The 13,730-nt window shown below is 65.6% G+C and carries 11 protein-coding genes and 1 tRNA gene; 4 read left to right on the forward strand and 8 right to left on the reverse strand.

All coding sequences use genetic code 11. The features are described 5' to 3' along the window. Positions 1 to 314: 314 nt before the first annotated feature. The 3 genes from HIV01_RS05760 to HIV01_RS05770 are packed head-to-tail and all read left to right on the forward strand — an operon-like array spanning position 315 to position 5,074. Positions 315 to 998, forward strand: coding sequence for a YCF48-related protein (locus HIV01_RS05760; RefSeq protein ID WP_207527104.1), 684 nt, complete (start codon positions 315 to 317; stop codon positions 996 to 998). A gap of 25 nt (positions 999 to 1,023) precedes the next feature. Further along, entirely contained in the window at positions 1,024 to 3,432 is a 2,409-nt protein-coding gene (locus HIV01_RS05765; protein ID WP_200605370.1) for an efflux RND transporter permease subunit, read from the forward strand. 1 nt (position 3,433) lies between these two features. Next, positions 3,434 to 5,074 (forward strand): 3-(methylthio)propionyl-CoA ligase, encoded by a 1,641-nt coding sequence (locus HIV01_RS05770; protein WP_200605371.1) that lies wholly within the window; start codon positions 3,434 to 3,436, stop codon positions 5,072 to 5,074. A 24-nt stretch (positions 5,075 to 5,098) separates the two neighbouring features. Here the strand turns inward: HIV01_RS05770 and HIV01_RS05775 are convergent, their stop codons facing one another. From HIV01_RS05775 to HIV01_RS05800, 6 genes are all read right to left on the reverse strand, one after another. Further along, on the reverse strand, positions 5,099 to 5,665 hold the full coding sequence (locus HIV01_RS05775) for an RBBP9/YdeN family alpha/beta hydrolase (RefSeq protein ID WP_207527105.1): 567 nt from the start codon (positions 5,663 to 5,665) through the stop codon (positions 5,099 to 5,101). Positions 5,666 to 5,691: 26 nt separating this feature from the next. Continuing rightward, complete coding sequence (locus HIV01_RS05780; protein ID WP_200605373.1) at positions 5,692 to 6,336, reverse strand: DsbA family oxidoreductase; 645 nt, start codon at positions 6,334 to 6,336, stop codon at positions 5,692 to 5,694. Further along, entirely contained in the window at positions 6,333 to 7,658 is a 1,326-nt protein-coding gene (locus tag HIV01_RS05785; protein WP_200605374.1) for an MFS transporter, read from the reverse strand. Before HIV01_RS05785 ends, HIV01_RS05780 begins: the two co-directional genes overlap by 4 nt. A 56-nt stretch (positions 7,659 to 7,714) precedes the next feature. Beyond that, complete coding sequence (locus HIV01_RS05790; protein ID WP_200605375.1) at positions 7,715 to 8,770, reverse strand: beta-keto acid cleavage family enzyme; 1,056 nt, start codon at positions 8,768 to 8,770, stop codon at positions 7,715 to 7,717. A 69-nt stretch (positions 8,771 to 8,839) separates the two neighbouring features. Continuing rightward, a complete protein-coding gene (locus HIV01_RS05795) occupies positions 8,840 to 9,688 on the reverse strand; it encodes a TauD/TfdA dioxygenase family protein (RefSeq protein ID WP_200605376.1) in 849 nt (282 codons plus the stop codon). An 11-nt stretch (positions 9,689 to 9,699) separates the two neighbouring features. After that, on the reverse strand, positions 9,700 to 10,680 hold the full coding sequence (locus tag HIV01_RS05800) for a quinone oxidoreductase family protein (protein WP_207527106.1): 981 nt from the start codon (positions 10,678 to 10,680) through the stop codon (positions 9,700 to 9,702). Positions 10,681 to 10,833: 153 nt separating this feature from the next. On the opposite strand from HIV01_RS05800, the gene HIV01_RS05805 reads away from it, so the two are divergent. Beyond that, positions 10,834 to 11,907, forward strand: a complete 1,074-nt coding sequence (locus tag HIV01_RS05805) for an AraC family transcriptional regulator (protein WP_207527107.1) — start codon at positions 10,834 to 10,836, stop codon at positions 11,905 to 11,907. Between the two features lie 6 nt (positions 11,908 to 11,913). Here HIV01_RS05805 and HIV01_RS05810 read toward each other — a convergent pair whose 3' ends face one another. Both HIV01_RS05810 and HIV01_RS05815 read right to left on the reverse strand, forming a co-directional pair. Then, positions 11,914 to 13,389 carry an arylsulfatase gene (locus tag HIV01_RS05810; protein ID WP_245156926.1) on the reverse strand — a complete coding sequence of 492 codons (1,476 nt, stop codon included), beginning with the start codon at positions 13,387 to 13,389 and terminating at the stop codon, positions 11,914 to 11,916. A gap of 218 nt (positions 13,390 to 13,607) precedes the next feature. Next, positions 13,608 to 13,697, reverse strand: a tRNA-Ser gene (locus HIV01_RS05815). Between the last annotated feature and the right edge of the window lie 33 nt (positions 13,698 to 13,730).

Raw genomic sequence — 13,730 nt, forward strand, 5'->3', positions numbered from 1 at the left:
CACCACGTTCACGGACGTGCTCGACCAGCCCGCCAGCTCCAGCGCACTGGTCACGCAACGCGCGCTGCAAGCCAGCGCCGTGGCTGGCAGGCGACTGGTCGTCGCCGGTGCACGCGGCCACATCGTCTACTCCGACAACCTCGGGTCGACCTGGCGCCAGGCCAAGGTGCCCGTCAGCGCCGACCTGACCGCGCTGCACTTCGTCGACGCCACCCAGGGCTGGGCGGTCGGCCACGAAGGCGTGGTACTGCACACCGCGGACGGCGGCGCGTCCCTGGACCGTCCAGCTCGATGGCCGTCGCGCCAATGCACTGATGCTCGCCTACGTGCAGCAACTGCCGGCGACAGCGGATGCATCCCTGCTCGAAGCGCTGAAGGCCGAGAGCGAGCGCGCGGCGACGGAAGGCCCGAGCCGGCCGTTCCTCGATGTCTGGTTCACCAGCGCGAACGAAGGCTTCGTGGTTGGCGCCTACAACCTGATCTTCCACACGACTGACGGCGGCAAGACCTGGGAACCGTGGATCGACCACACCCAGAACGATCGCTTCTATCACCTGTATGGCATCCGCGGCAGCGGCGACGGGCTGTACATCGTCGGCGAACTGGGACTGGCGCTGCGCTTCGATCCGGCGACGTCGCGGTTCAACGCACTGCAAACCCCGTACGAAGGCAGCTACTTCGGCCTGCTCACCAAGCCCGGGCTGGTACTCGCCTACGGATTGCGGGGCACAGCCTATCGCTCGAGCGATGGCGGTCAGAACTGGATGCCGGTGGACACGGGCACAACGGCGTCGATCACCGCCGGCCAGGTCATGCCCGACGGACGCCTGCTGCTGTGCTCGATGGCGGGTGACGTACTGGTCAGCGGAGATGACGCAGCGTCTTTCCGTCGCCTCGACCTGAAGGCCGCCATGCCCTGTACCGGCCTTGCCGTATCCGGCGATGCCGTGGTCCTGACCGGACTTCGTGGCGTACGCGTCGTACGCCCTGAACTGTAAACAGATTGTCCGAGAGGATATGCGCTTGAACAAGTTAGACACGCCCCTCAACGACATGCCCGTCGTCCACTCGATCGAGGGCTTCGACCACCGCTCGGGCCAGTTCTTCGAACGCGCCATCTTCAACCACCGGCTGCTGATCGTCGTCGCCTGTGCGCTGCTGACGGTGCTGCTCGGGTTCCAGGCGACGAAGCTGGCGATCAACGCCGGCTTCGAGAAGATGATTCCGCACGGCCACGCCTACGTCCGGAACTACCTTGAGAGTCGCGGCAGCCTGCGCGGGCTGGGCAACTCGGTGCGCGTGGTGGTCGAGAATGCCCACGGCGACATCTTCGATCCGCAATACCTGGAAGTCCTCAAGCAGGTCAACGACGAAGTCTTCCTGATGCAGGACGTTGATCGCGCCTGGATGAAGTCGATCTGGACCCCGGCCGTGCGCTGGAGCGAGGTCAACGAGGAAGGATTCGTCGGCGGTCCGGTAATGCCCGACAACTACGACGGCACGCCCGCCTCGGTGGATGCGCTCAAGCTCAACATCCGCCGCGCCAACATCGTCGGCAACCTGGTCGCCAACGACTTCCGTTCGACGATGGTGTTCGTGCCGCTGCTGGAGCGCAATGCGGAGACCGGCGAGCGCCTGGACTACCACGCCTTCTCGCAGCAGCTCGAGCAGCGCGTGCGCGCCAAGTACGAAGCCGCCGGCCACGGCAAGGTCAGGATCCACGTGATCGGCTTCGCCAAGCTGGCCGGTGACCTGATCGAAGGCCTGGTCAAGGTCGCCAGCTTCTTCCTCGGCGCCGCGCTGATCGCCGCGCTGATCATCTTCCTGTACACCCGCTGCGTGCGCAGCACCGTGCTGGTGGTTGCCTGTTCGGTGGTCGCGGTGATCTGGCAGCTGGGCCTGGTGCGCCTGCTCGGCTTCGAACTGGACCCGTTCTCCGTGCTGGTGCCTTTCCTGATCTTCGCCATCGGCGTCAGCCATGGCGCGCAGAAGATGAACGGCATCATGCAGGACGTCGGCCGCGGCACCCATCGCCTCGTCGCCGCGCGCTACACCTTCCGCCGCCTGTTCCTCGCCGGCCTGACCGCGCTGCTGGCCGACGTGGTCGGCTTCGCCGTGCTCATGACCATCGACATCCCGGTGATCAAGGAGCTGGCACTGACCGCCAGCATCGGCGTCGGCGTGCTGGTATTCACCAACCTGATCCTGCTGCCGGTGTTGCTGTCGTACGTGGGCGTCAGCCCGGCGGCGGCCACGCGCAGCCTGCGCGAAGAGAGCAAGGAAGCCAGCGGACGCGGCTTTGGCGCCTTCTGGAATGTGCTGGACAAGTTCACCGAGCGGCGCTGGGCGATCGCCGCCATCACCGGCGCCGTGCTGCTCGCGGCCGGTGGTCTGTGGATCAGCCGCGGCCTCCAGGTCGGCGATCTCGACCCGGGCGCGCCGGAGCTGCGCAAGGACTCGCGCTACAACCGCGACAACGCCTTCATCACCGCCAACTACGCGCTGTCGAGCGATCTGTTCGCGGTGATCGTGAAGACGCCCAAGGATGCCTGCCTCAACTACAAGACCCTGATCCAGGCCGATCGCCTGGGCTGGGCGCTGCAACAGGACCCGGCGGTGCAGACCACCGTGTCGCTGGTCGATGCGGTACGCAACATCACCGCTGGTTCGTTCGAAGGCAATCCCAAGTGGTTGACCATCAACCGCAACCAGGACGTGATCAACTACTCCGGCCAGCAGGCCACGGTGCTCAATCCCGACCTGTTCAACACCGAGTGCTCGGTGCTGCCGGTGATCGCCTACCTGTCCGACCACAAGGCCGATTCGCTCAAGCGCGTCGCCGCCATCGCCGAGGACTTCGCCGCTCGCCACAACGATCGTGACGTGACGTTCAAGCTGGCCGCCGGTTCGGCAGGCATCGAGGCGGCCACCAACGAAGTGGTCCACGCCGCCAGCCGCTCCATGCTGCTGTACGTCTATGGCGCGGTCGCCCTGCTGTGCTTCGTGGCGTTCCGCAGCTGGCGCGCAGTCGTGGTGGCGGTGCTGCCGCTGATCCTGACCTCGATCCTGTGCGAGGCGCTGATGGTCGGACTGGGCATCGGCGTCAAGGTCGCCACGCTGCCGGTGATCGCGCTCGGTGCCGGTATCGGCGTCGACTACGCGTTGTACCTGCTGAGCGTGCAGCTGGGCCAGCAGCGTGCGGGCGTACCGCTCGCGGCCGCCTACCGGCACGCGGTGATGTTCACCGGCAAAGTGGTCGCGCTGGTGGGCATCACCCTGGCCGCGGGCGTCATCACCTGGGCGTTCTCGCCGATCAAGTTCCAGGCCGACATGGGCATCCTGCTGACCTTCATGTTCCTGTGGAACATGATCGGCGCGCTGATCCTCATTCCCGCGCTCTCGCACTTCCTGCTGCGCAAAGTGGAGGCATGACATGCTGGGTTTGATGCAAGACCACAAGCTGCTGGTTTCGTCCCTGATCGAGCACGCGGTGGCTTGCCACCCCGATGCGGAAGTAGTCTCGCGCACGGTCGAAGGCCCAGTGCACCGTTGCACCTACCGCGACATCCATCGGCGTGCACGCCAGGCGGCAAGCGCCCTGACCGCCCTGGGCGTGCAGCGCGGCGACCGCGTCGGCACGCTGGCGTGGAACGGCTATCGCCACATGGAGCTGTACTTCGGCGTGTCCGGCATGGGCGCGGTGCTGCACACCGCCAACCCGCGCCTGTTTCCCGAGCAGCTCGAGTACATCATCAACCATGCCGAAGACACGGTCCTGTTCTTCGACCTGAGCTTCGTGCCACTGGTCGAGAAACTGCTGCCGAAGCTGGCGGGCGTGCGTCACTTCGTGGTGATGACCGACCGCGCGCACATGCCCGAATGCGCCATTCCCGGGCTGCTGTGCTACGAAGAGCTGCTCGCAGCGCAGACCGGCGACTATGCCTGGCCGGATCTGGATGAGTCCGCCGCCGCATCGCTGTGCTACACCTCAGGCACCACGGGCATGCCCAAGGGCGTGCTGTACTCGCACCGCTCCACCGTGTTGCACGCGTACGGCGCCTGCACCGTCGACAGCCTTGCGGTCTCTCGCAACGAAACCGCGTTGCTGGTCGTGCCGATGTTCCATGTCAACGCCTGGAGCATGCCCTACGCCGGTGCCATGAGCGGCGCCAAGCTGGTCCTGCCCGGCCCGGCCCTGGACGGTGCGAGCGTCTATCAGTTGCTGCGCGACGAGCGGGTCACCCTCGCCCTGGGCGTGCCCACGGTCTGGATGATGCTGCTGCAGCACGTGGCGGCCGAACGCCTGCAGCCGTCCTCGGAACTGGCGCTTCGCCGGGTCGTCATCGGCGGCGCCGCGGCACCGCGGGCGATGGCCGAAGCGTTCGAGCGTGACTTCGGTGCGTTCGTGGTCCATGCCTGGGGCATGACCGAGACCTCGCCGGTCGGCACCGTGTGCAACCTGTTGCCCAAGCACTCCTCATTGCCTCTCGAAGAACGCCTGCAAGTGCAGGCCAAGCAGGGCCGTCCAGTGTTCGGCGTCAGCCTCAAGCTGACCGACGAGGACGGGCGTCGCCTGCCCCACGACGGCCAGGCGGCCGGACACCTGAAGATCCGCGGCCCGTGGATTGCCGGCGCCTACTACCGTGACGACAGCGGCTCGATCCTTGACGACGAGGGCTACTTCGACACCGGTGACGTGGCGACCATCGACCCGGACGGCTACATGCAGATCACCGACCGCGCCAAGGACGTGATCAAGTCCGGCGGCGAATGGATCTCCTCCATCGCGCTGGAGAATGCCGCGATGGGTCATCTCACCATCGCCGAAGCGGCTGTCATCGGCATCGCCCACCCGAAGTGGCAGGAGCGGCCATTGATGCTGGTGGTCGTCAAGCCTGGTCAGACGATGGAGCGCGAGACCGTGCTGCGCTATCTCGAAGACCGCGTCGCCAAATGGTGGCTGCCGGATGATGTGCTGTTCGTGCCGCAGCTGCCGCACACCGCGACCGGGAAACTGCACAAGGCGGTGTTGCGCGAGCAGTACCGCGATTACCGCTTCCCGGAAGAGGCGTAAGCGTAACCCGGGCTGCGGCCCGGGCTACGCGCCGTCAAGGCGGGCAATCAGTTCCATTGCCTGCGGCCACTTGCCAAAGCCCGCCGCCGGATTGAGGTGGCCGACCTCGCCAAGGTCGACGAGTTCGCTGCCCCAGTCGTGCGCCAGCGATTGCGCGCGCGAGTAGGAGCACAGTGGATCGTTGCGACTGGCCGCAAGCAGGCTCGGGAAGCCGAATCGGCTGCGCGGAATCGGCAGCCACGCGTGGTCGCGCAAGGTGTCCAGCGTCGGATAGCCGACCGGAAACGGGATCTCGACGTCTGCGGGCGTCGCCAGCAGTGCGCCCTTGATCGGGCGATGGCGGCTTGGGGACTGCGCCCAGTGCGCAACCATCATCACGCCGGCGCTGTGGGCGGCGAGGATCACAGGGCCGTCGATGGCGGCCAACGCGCGATCCAGCGCTTCCACCCGTGCTGCGCAACTGAGTTTGTCCTGCTCCAGGGGCGGCACCGTATGCACCCTTGGCAATCCGGCGGCGAGCAGCGTCTGCCAGTGTTCCGGCACGTGCTCACGCAGACCCGGAACGATGAGCACGGTCGCGTCGATGTTCATGGCAGTTTCCTCGGGGTTGTCCCCCCTCATGGCAAAACCTGCACGGCCTTGCTCATGGCCATCAACAGGATCGCGGCATCGCGGGCGCCGGACAGGGACAGGCGCCCGTTGAAATCGAAGTGCGGCACACCCTCGACGGCAGCGGCGGTCGCCGGGTTGCCGGCGTCTGCCTGCGCCGAGTCGACAACATCCGGGGGCACGCCGACGTCCACCGCCAGCATCCGCAACGTAGCCTCGTCGCCAATGTCCTCGCCGCGCTGGAAGTACGCAGCGAACAGGCGATCGAGCAGCGCTTCGTACAACGACAGCTCGCCCAGCCCGGCCACGCGGCGCAGCAATCGGTGTGCCCGTGCAGTGTTGGGCATGCGTTCAATGGCCGACAGGTCGAGGTCGAGACCGACGCTGCTGGCCGCCTGCACCACCTGCTTCTGACGTCGCCGGACCGCCTCGGCCGAGCCCAGTCGCCGCTCGTAGAACGCGGCGAATGGCACTCCTGACGCGGGCACGTCGGGCAACAGCTGCACCGGACGCCAGACCGTCTCGACGGCGACCGCCGGAAACATCTGCGTGTACTTGCCCCTCGCCATCGCCAGCTGGTGCTTGCCGATGAAGCACCAGGGGCAGATCAGGTCGAAGTGGATGCCGATCGTAAGCTTGTTGGCCGCACTCACGTCTGCGCCTGCATGACGGTAGCGGAGCCGCGCGCGTGGGTTCCCACGTGCTCGACGTCGGTCAGGTAGTGGCGCTTGGCGAAATAGAACACGGCCGCTGCCATCACGCTGACCAGCGGCACCAGCTGGAACGCCTTGGCCAGGCCCAGCGCATCGGCGAGCAGGCCGGTAACCAGTGGCCCCGCGGCGAGGCCAAGCAGATTGTTGGCCAGCGTCAGCGTCGCAAATGCGGTGCCATGGATCGGCAGCGGCGTGAGATTGGCAACCATTGCGCCGGCCGGACCGCTGGTGCCGGCCGCCAGGACCATGCCCAGCGCGATCATCACCAGCTGCGGCGTGCCGTGTGGCAGCGCGAATGCGAGCGACAGCAACGCGCAGCTACCGAGGCTGTAGGCAATGGCAAGGTTGAACTTGTGTTGCGGCGCATTGCGGCACATGCGATCGCTGAGCATGCCGCAGGCGATCATGCCGATGCCGCTGACCAGCACGATGATCGCCGACACCCCCCCGGCGACATCGGTGGCCATCGCGTAGTAGCGATTGAGGTAGCTGGGAATCCAGACGATGACCGTGCCACCGACGAACAATTGCAGGCCACTGCCGACGTAGGCGCCGACCACCGAACGACTGTTGACCAGGCTGCGCAGCGGCACCCGTGCGGCCGGTGGCGCATCGATGCGTGGCTGATCCGGCCGAACCGGTGGCGAGATGCGCTTTTCCCTGACGATGATCGGATACAGCAGCGCCAGCGCCAGACCGAACAGGGCCATCACCGCAAACGCCCAGCGCCATCCCAGGTGTGCGGCCACGGCACCACCCAGCGCCATGCCCAGCACCGAGCCGAACATGCCACCAGCCATGAAGGCGCCGGTCAGCGTTGCCCGCATGTCCTTGGGAAACACCGACAGCACGACGGCAATGCCGACGCTGCCGTAAGCCGCTTCGCCCACCCCCACGAAGAAGCGCGCGACCAGCATCTGCGGATACTGCTGCGCCAGGCCGCAGGCCAGCGTGGCCAGACTCCAGACGCCCGCCATCAGGGCCAGGCTCTTCACGCGACCGAACCGGTCGGCCAGCAGCGACAGCGGAAATGTCAGCAAGCCCACCATCAACGCGACGATGCCGCTCAACAGCCCGAGGCGGGCATCGGACAGCGCCCACTCCTGCTTGAGCAGCGGGAACACCGCATTGAGCACCTGTCGCGACATGTAGTCCGACAGCAGCAGACCGAAGCTCAGGCCGAACACGACCCAGGCATACCGCCGTGGAATCCGCGCGCCGGGGTCGTCGTTGCCGTGGTCTGGAAGGGAGTGGTAAGCCATGGGTCGAACCTGCAGTTCAATAGGCGGTGGTCACGCGGTGCCTGGAGCCGGCGGCCTCATGCCGGCTGCGGCACGCCCTTCCAGACAGGCCGGCGGTTGGGCGCGAAGCCATTGGCCGCCAGCGTCTCGTCGGCATCCTTGTAGAAGGTGCCGATCTTGTAGATCTCGCGCGCCTGCGCAGGCGTGGCGATGTCGCGGCCGAACTCGCGCGAGAACCGCACCAGCTGTTCGATCTGCTCGACGCTGCCCATCTTGCGGTCACGGCGCTGGGTCCAGATGTTGTCCTCGTTGCCGCAGCGCACGTGCAGGCCCATCGCGATCGCCATCATGTTCAGCGGCAGCACGTTGAGCATCGACGACTCCAGCGTCAGCACCGACCCATCCGGGCAGCCGCGGACGAAATTGGCCAGGTTGTAGATGTTCGGGGCATCGAAGCCGCCACCGATCGCCACCCAGGTCAGGATCAGCGGCACGTTGCAGGTGCCCTTGCGCATCATGCGCTCGACCGTCTCCAGCTGGGTGATGTTGGCAAGCTGGAAATGGGTCTGGATGCCGTTGGCCGACAGTCGGCGGATGTGCTCCTCGACCCACTCCGGACCGGCCGGGATGGTCATCTCGCGGTAGGCGCGGTAGCCCTCCGGCGTGCCCAGGCTGGTGCCGGCCAGGTCGGCCTCGCACATCTGCTCGACCACGTTCATCTGATTGGTGTTGATCGCGATCGTGACCTGGTCCGGCGCCGGCGCCAGCTCGGCGAGCATGTGCCGGGTGTCGTCGGACAGCCACTTGGCGACGTTGCCCTCGCCTTCCGGCGCGAACGAGATCGAACCACCGACCTGCAGGATCATGTCGGGCACGCGCGAGCGGATCCCGGCCAGCAGTTCGTTGAACATCGACAGGCGCTTGGATCCCTTGCCGTCCAGCTCGCGCACGTGCAGGTGCAGCACGGTGGCGCCGGCGTTGTAGCAATCGACCGCCTTCTGGATGTGCTCCTCCATCGTCACCGGGATGTCCTCCGGGAAGTCCGACGGCAGCCACTCCGGTCCATACGGCGCGGCGGTGATCACCAGCTTGGGCTGGTTCTCGGGGAACAACGATCCATCGAGGAAGTTCATGGGTATCTCCGTGTAATGCGCGGCGGTGGTGCAGTCGGATCGGCGGTGCCGGATTAGGTCAATGGCAAATCAACAGGGCACGTCGCCGATGATCCCCGCGCGCTCCATCTTTCGATGGCAAGGCGGGTAATCCATCACTGCGTAATGCTGGGTGCTGCGGTTGTCCCAGATGGCGATGCTGTTGGGCGTCCAGCGCCATCGGACCTGGTACTCGGGGACATGGGCCTGGCTGATCAGGTACTGCAGCAACTGCTGCGCACCGGCCGTGTAGTCCTGGCCATAACGCACGTTGTCGGGCGTGTGGAAGTTGGTGAAGTGCGTGGTGAAGGCGTTGACGAACAGGATCTTCTCGCCGGTGTCCGGATGGATGCGCACCACGGGATGCTCGGCGTCGGGAAACTGTTGCTTCAGGGCGAGGCGCTTTTCGATCGGCATCGCCGCGCCGAAGGTCGCTTCGATGCTGTGCCGGGCGCGCAGGCCGTCGATCTGTTGCTTGATGTGCCCGGGCAGCTTCTCGTAGGCGAGCACCATGTTCGCCCACATCGTGTCGCCACCCATCGGCGGGCACTCCACGCAGCGCAGCACGCAGCCGAACGGCGGCGCCACGCGCCACGTCGCATCACTGTGCCAGGCGTTCTCGTAGCGCTCGTTGGGTTGCTCGGGCGACTTGTAGATGCGCACCAGGCCCGGGTGCTCCGGGTCGCTGCCGGCGACCGGGTGATCCTCCAGCTCGCCGAAGCGGCGGGCGAAGGCCACGTGCTCGGCGCGGGTGATGTCCTGGTCGCGCAGGAACAGCACCTTGTGCCGGACCAGCAAGCTGCGAAGCTCCTCGAACACGCCATCGTCATGGATGGCATCGGCCAGGTCGACACCGACCAGTTCGGCTCCGATGGCGCAGGTCAGCTGTTCGGCGCGCATGTCGGTCGTCCTCAGATCACGAAGATCGACGAGCCGGTGGTCTTGCGGGACTCCAGGTCGCGATGGGCCTGCACCGCATCCTCCAGCGCATAGCGCTGGTTGATGCCGATGCGGATGCGACCGGCCGCGACATGGTCGAAGAGCTCGGCGGCAAGCTCGGCCTTCTCGGCAGGGTCGGCGATGTAATCGGCGAGCGCCGGGCGGGTCATGTAGAGCGAACCCTTGATCGCCAGCAGCTGCGGGTTGAACGGCGGGATCGGTCCCGACGCGGTGCCGACGCAGACCATCAGGCCGCGGCGCTTGAGCGAGTCGAGCGAGGCCTCGAAGGTGGTCTTGCCGACGCTGTCGAACACCACCGAGACGCCAACGCCGGCAGTCAGCTCGCGCACGCGCTTGGCGACGTCCTCGTGGCTGTAGTTGATGACGTGGTCACAACCGTGGGCACGCGCGATCTCGGCCTTGGCTTCGGTCGACACGGTGCCGATCACGGTCAGGCCAAGCAGTTTCGCCCACTGCGCGACGATCAGGCCGACACCGCCGGCGGCGGCATGCAGAAGGATCGAATCGCCGGCCTTGAACGGATAAATGCGGCGCATCAGGTAGGCCGCAGTCAGGCCGCGCATGGTCATGGCGGCGGCGGTCTCGCAGGCGATCGCCTCGGGCAGCTTGATCAGCGGCGCCGCCGGCACCAGGCGCTCGGTGCTGTAGGCACCCAGCGTGTTGATGAAGCCGGTATAGGTGACACGGTCGCCGACGCCGACCTGGTCGACGCCAGCGCCGATCGCCTCGACCACGCCCGCCGCCTCGACGCCGATGCCGGCCGGCAACGGGATCACGTAGGTACCATTGCGGAAGTAAGTGTCGGCGTAGTTCAGCCCGACCGCGACGTGGCGCAACCGCACCTTGCCCGGGCCCGGGTCGCCGACAGCGACGGACTCGTAGCGCAGAACCTCGGGGCCGCCGGCCTGATGGAATCGAACAGCATGGGCCATGGCAGTTTTCTGCAACCTCTCAACTATGAATCGGGGGCACCCCTCAAGGGGCTGACGGCTTCGACTATAGGCACGCGGAGGGGCGCAATTCTTTCCAAACGGCGACAGCGATTTCTCATATCATGACAAGGCGCCCGAGCCTGGAACCGGTCCATGAGCAGCCTCATCCGTGCCGCCACGCTGAAGAACTATTTCGAGGTGGCGCAGCAACTCGGCCTCAATCCGCAGCCGCTGCTGCGCACGGCCGGACTGAGCCGGACCATGCTGTCCGATCCGGAGCGGCGCATCCCCGCTTCCGCCGCGGTCAAGCTGCTGGAGGATTCCGCCCGCCAGACCGGCTGCGACACATTCGGCCTGCGCATGGCCGAATCGCGCCAGATGTCGGACTTCGGCGTCGTCAGCCTGCTGCTGATCCACCAGCCGACGCTGCGCGATGCGCTGATGACGACCATGAAGTACCGCCACCTGCTCAACGAGCTGCTGGCGATCCATGTCGAAGACCGAGGGCGCACGGTGGTGATCCGCGAGGAATTCGTGCCCGGCCCGGGCCCGACCTCGCGCCAGGCCATCGAACTGGCGATGGGCGCGCTATACCGCCTGTGCGGGTTCCTGCTCGGTCCGCACTGGAAGCCACACAGCGTGCACTTCACCCACGGCCCGCCGGAAAACCTGCTGGTCCATCGTCGCGTTTTCCGCTGCGCCACCGAGTTCGACCGCGAGTTCAACGGCATCGTCTGCGACGCGGCCGACCTCACCTACCGCAACCCGTCGGCCGATCCGGCCATGGCCGTCTACGTCAAACGCCTGGTGGAGTCGCTGCCGACCCCCGACAAGAACTCCATCACCACCGATGTGCGCAAGGACCTCTACATCCTGATGCCGATGGGCCCAGGCCACCATCGAGCAGGTCGCGCACGGCCGCGGCATGAACGTGCGCACGCTGCAGCGCCGCCTCGAGGAAGCCAACGAGACGTTCTCCGACATCCTCAATTCGGTTCGCACCGACCTGGCGGTCCGCTACATGGAGAACCGCAACTACTCGCTGCAGGTGGTCGGACGGCTGTTGGGATTCTCCGCGCCCAGCTCGTTCACGCGCTGGTTCTCGGCCGAGTTCGGCATGGCACCACGGGCGTGGCGCAAGGACCTGCGCTCGCGCAGCGAGCTGCCAAAGGGTCGTTGATGCCCCCCAAACCTGTCCCGGACGCAATGTGCGCCCGGGACAGTTGATCCGCCTCAGTTGGGATGCAGGGATTCGAGCTTCTTCAGACGCTTCACCGCGTCCTCCTGCTTCAACAGCCCATAGTTGATCGCGCCTGCATTGAGCCCGCTGCCGGCCTGGTATGGGTAGTCCATGAAGTCGGAGAAGAACGCCTTGATCGCGCCCATCACCGGGACGATCAGCCACATCTGCCTGGCCAGGAATTCAATCGCACCTCCGCCGTCTTCCAGCCCGCGTTCGTACGGATCCATGCGCAGGTTGCAGATCGTCGCCCAGTTGGTCACGGTGCGCGAACCGGTGGCGATGTTTCCGTGCGCCTGCACGGCGAAACTCAGTTTCCAGTCCTGGAAGCGCAACGCATTTAGGCTTCCGCCCTGGTCGAAGTAGAAGATCGCGTCGCGCGGCCCCTTCTTCTCCTTGCCCTGGAAGTACGGCATGAAGTTGAAGCCATCGAGCTTCACCTTGAACTTCTTCTTCCCGACCGTGGTGCCCTTGGCAAGTTGCTCCTTGATGTCCGGCGCTCCCGCCGCCGCACACAGCGTGGGGAACATGTCGAGCAACGAGATCGGGTCATTGATGACCGTGCCCGGCTCGATCACGCCCGGCCAGCGGATCGCCATCGGGATGCGGAAGCCGCCTTCCCAGGTCGAGCCCTTCTCGCCGCGGAACATCGTCATCGCACCGTCCGGCCACAACGCGATCTCCGCGCCGTTGTCGGTCGTGTAGACGACGATCGTGTTGTCGTCGATGCCAAGTTCGTCCAGCAGGTCCAGCAACTCACCCACATGGCCGTCGTGTTCGACCATGCCGTCGGCGTGCATGCCCTTGCCCGTCTTGCCCAGCGATTCCTTCTTCAGGTGGGTGAAGACATGCATGCGCGTGGTGTTGAACCAGACGAAGAACGGCGTCTCGTCCTTGACGCTTTTCTTGATGAACTTCTGCGCGGCACCGAGGAACTCCTCATCGATCGTCGGCATGCGCTTGATGTTCAGCGGTCCGGTGTCCTCGATCTTCCCGCCTGCGTATGAGTGGATCACGCCACGCGGCCCGAACTTCTTCTTGAACGCCGGATCCTTCGGATAGAAGTAGCCCTCTGGCTCTTCTTCGGCGTTGAGGTGGTAGAGGTTGCCGAAGAACTCATCGAAGCCGTGATTGGTCGGCAGATGCTGGTCCTGGTCGCCGAGGTGATTCTTGCCGAATTGACCGGTCGCATAGCCCTGGCTCTTCATCACATCGGCAATGGTGGGCATCCAGTCGGTGATTCCGTGCGGGTCGCCCGGCATGCCGATGGTGAGAAGGCCCGTGCGGAACGGCTCCTGCCCGAGGATGAAAGAGGCGCGACCGGCGGTGCAGCTCTGCTGTCCGTAAGAGTCGGTGAACAACGCACCTTCGTTGGCGATGCGGTCGATGTTGGGCGTCTGGTAGCCCATCAGACCTCGAGTGTAGGCGCTGATCTGCGGAATGCCGATGTCATCGCCGAAGATGACCAAGATGTTGGGCTTGCTGGAGGATGCGGCTTTGGATGAGCTACGCCCGCTTTTCGCGGGGGCTTTCTTGGGGGCCATGACGATCTCCTGGGGGACAGCCGCTCCGGGCGGACTTAGGCGAGCGGTTCATGGATTGTTGTTAGTCGGCGTCTGCCTTGTGTGAAGGTGCGGGAGTGTCAGCCACAAAAAAGCCCGCAATTTGCGGGCTCTTGTGAAGACTTTGGCGGAGAGAGTGGGATTCGAACCCACGGTGGTATTGCTACCACGGCGGTTTTCAAGACCGCTGCCTTAAACCACTCGGCCATCTCTCCGATTGCGTGACGACTGCTGACCCGCCTGGCGGG

The sequence above is a fragment of the Lysobacter arenosi genome (assembly GCF_016613475.2).
Classification (GTDB): Bacteria; Pseudomonadota; Gammaproteobacteria; order Xanthomonadales; family Xanthomonadaceae; genus Lysobacter_J; species Lysobacter_J arenosi.

What these genes read in the sequence shown, in the direction of transcription:
- HIV01_RS05760 (WP_207527104.1), top strand. Translation starts at nt 315, where the DNA reads ATGCTCGCCTACGTGCAGCAACTGCCGGCGACAGCGGATGCATCCCTG.
- HIV01_RS05770 (WP_200605371.1), top strand. Translation starts at nt 3,434, where the DNA reads ATGCTGGGTTTGATGCAAGACCACAAGCTGCTGGTTTCGTCCCTGATC.
- HIV01_RS05775 (WP_207527105.1), bottom strand. Translation starts at nt 5,665, where the DNA reads ATGAACATCGACGCGACCGTGCTCATCGTTCCGGGTCTGCGTGAGCAC.
- HIV01_RS05785 (WP_200605374.1), bottom strand. Translation starts at nt 7,658, where the DNA reads ATGGCTTACCACTCCCTTCCAGACCACGGCAACGACGACCCCGGCGCG.
- HIV01_RS05790 (WP_200605375.1), bottom strand. Translation starts at nt 8,770, where the DNA reads ATGAACTTCCTCGATGGATCGTTGTTCCCCGAGAACCAGCCCAAGCTG.
- HIV01_RS05795 (WP_200605376.1), bottom strand. Translation starts at nt 9,688, where the DNA reads ATGCGCGCCGAACAGCTGACCTGCGCCATCGGAGCCGAACTGGTCGGT.
- HIV01_RS05800 (WP_207527106.1), bottom strand. Translation starts at nt 10,680, where the DNA reads ATGGCCCATGCTGTTCGATTCCATCAGGCCGGCGGCCCCGAGGTTCTG.
- HIV01_RS05805 (WP_207527107.1), top strand. Translation starts at nt 10,834, where the DNA reads ATGAGCAGCCTCATCCGTGCCGCCACGCTGAAGAACTATTTCGAGGTG.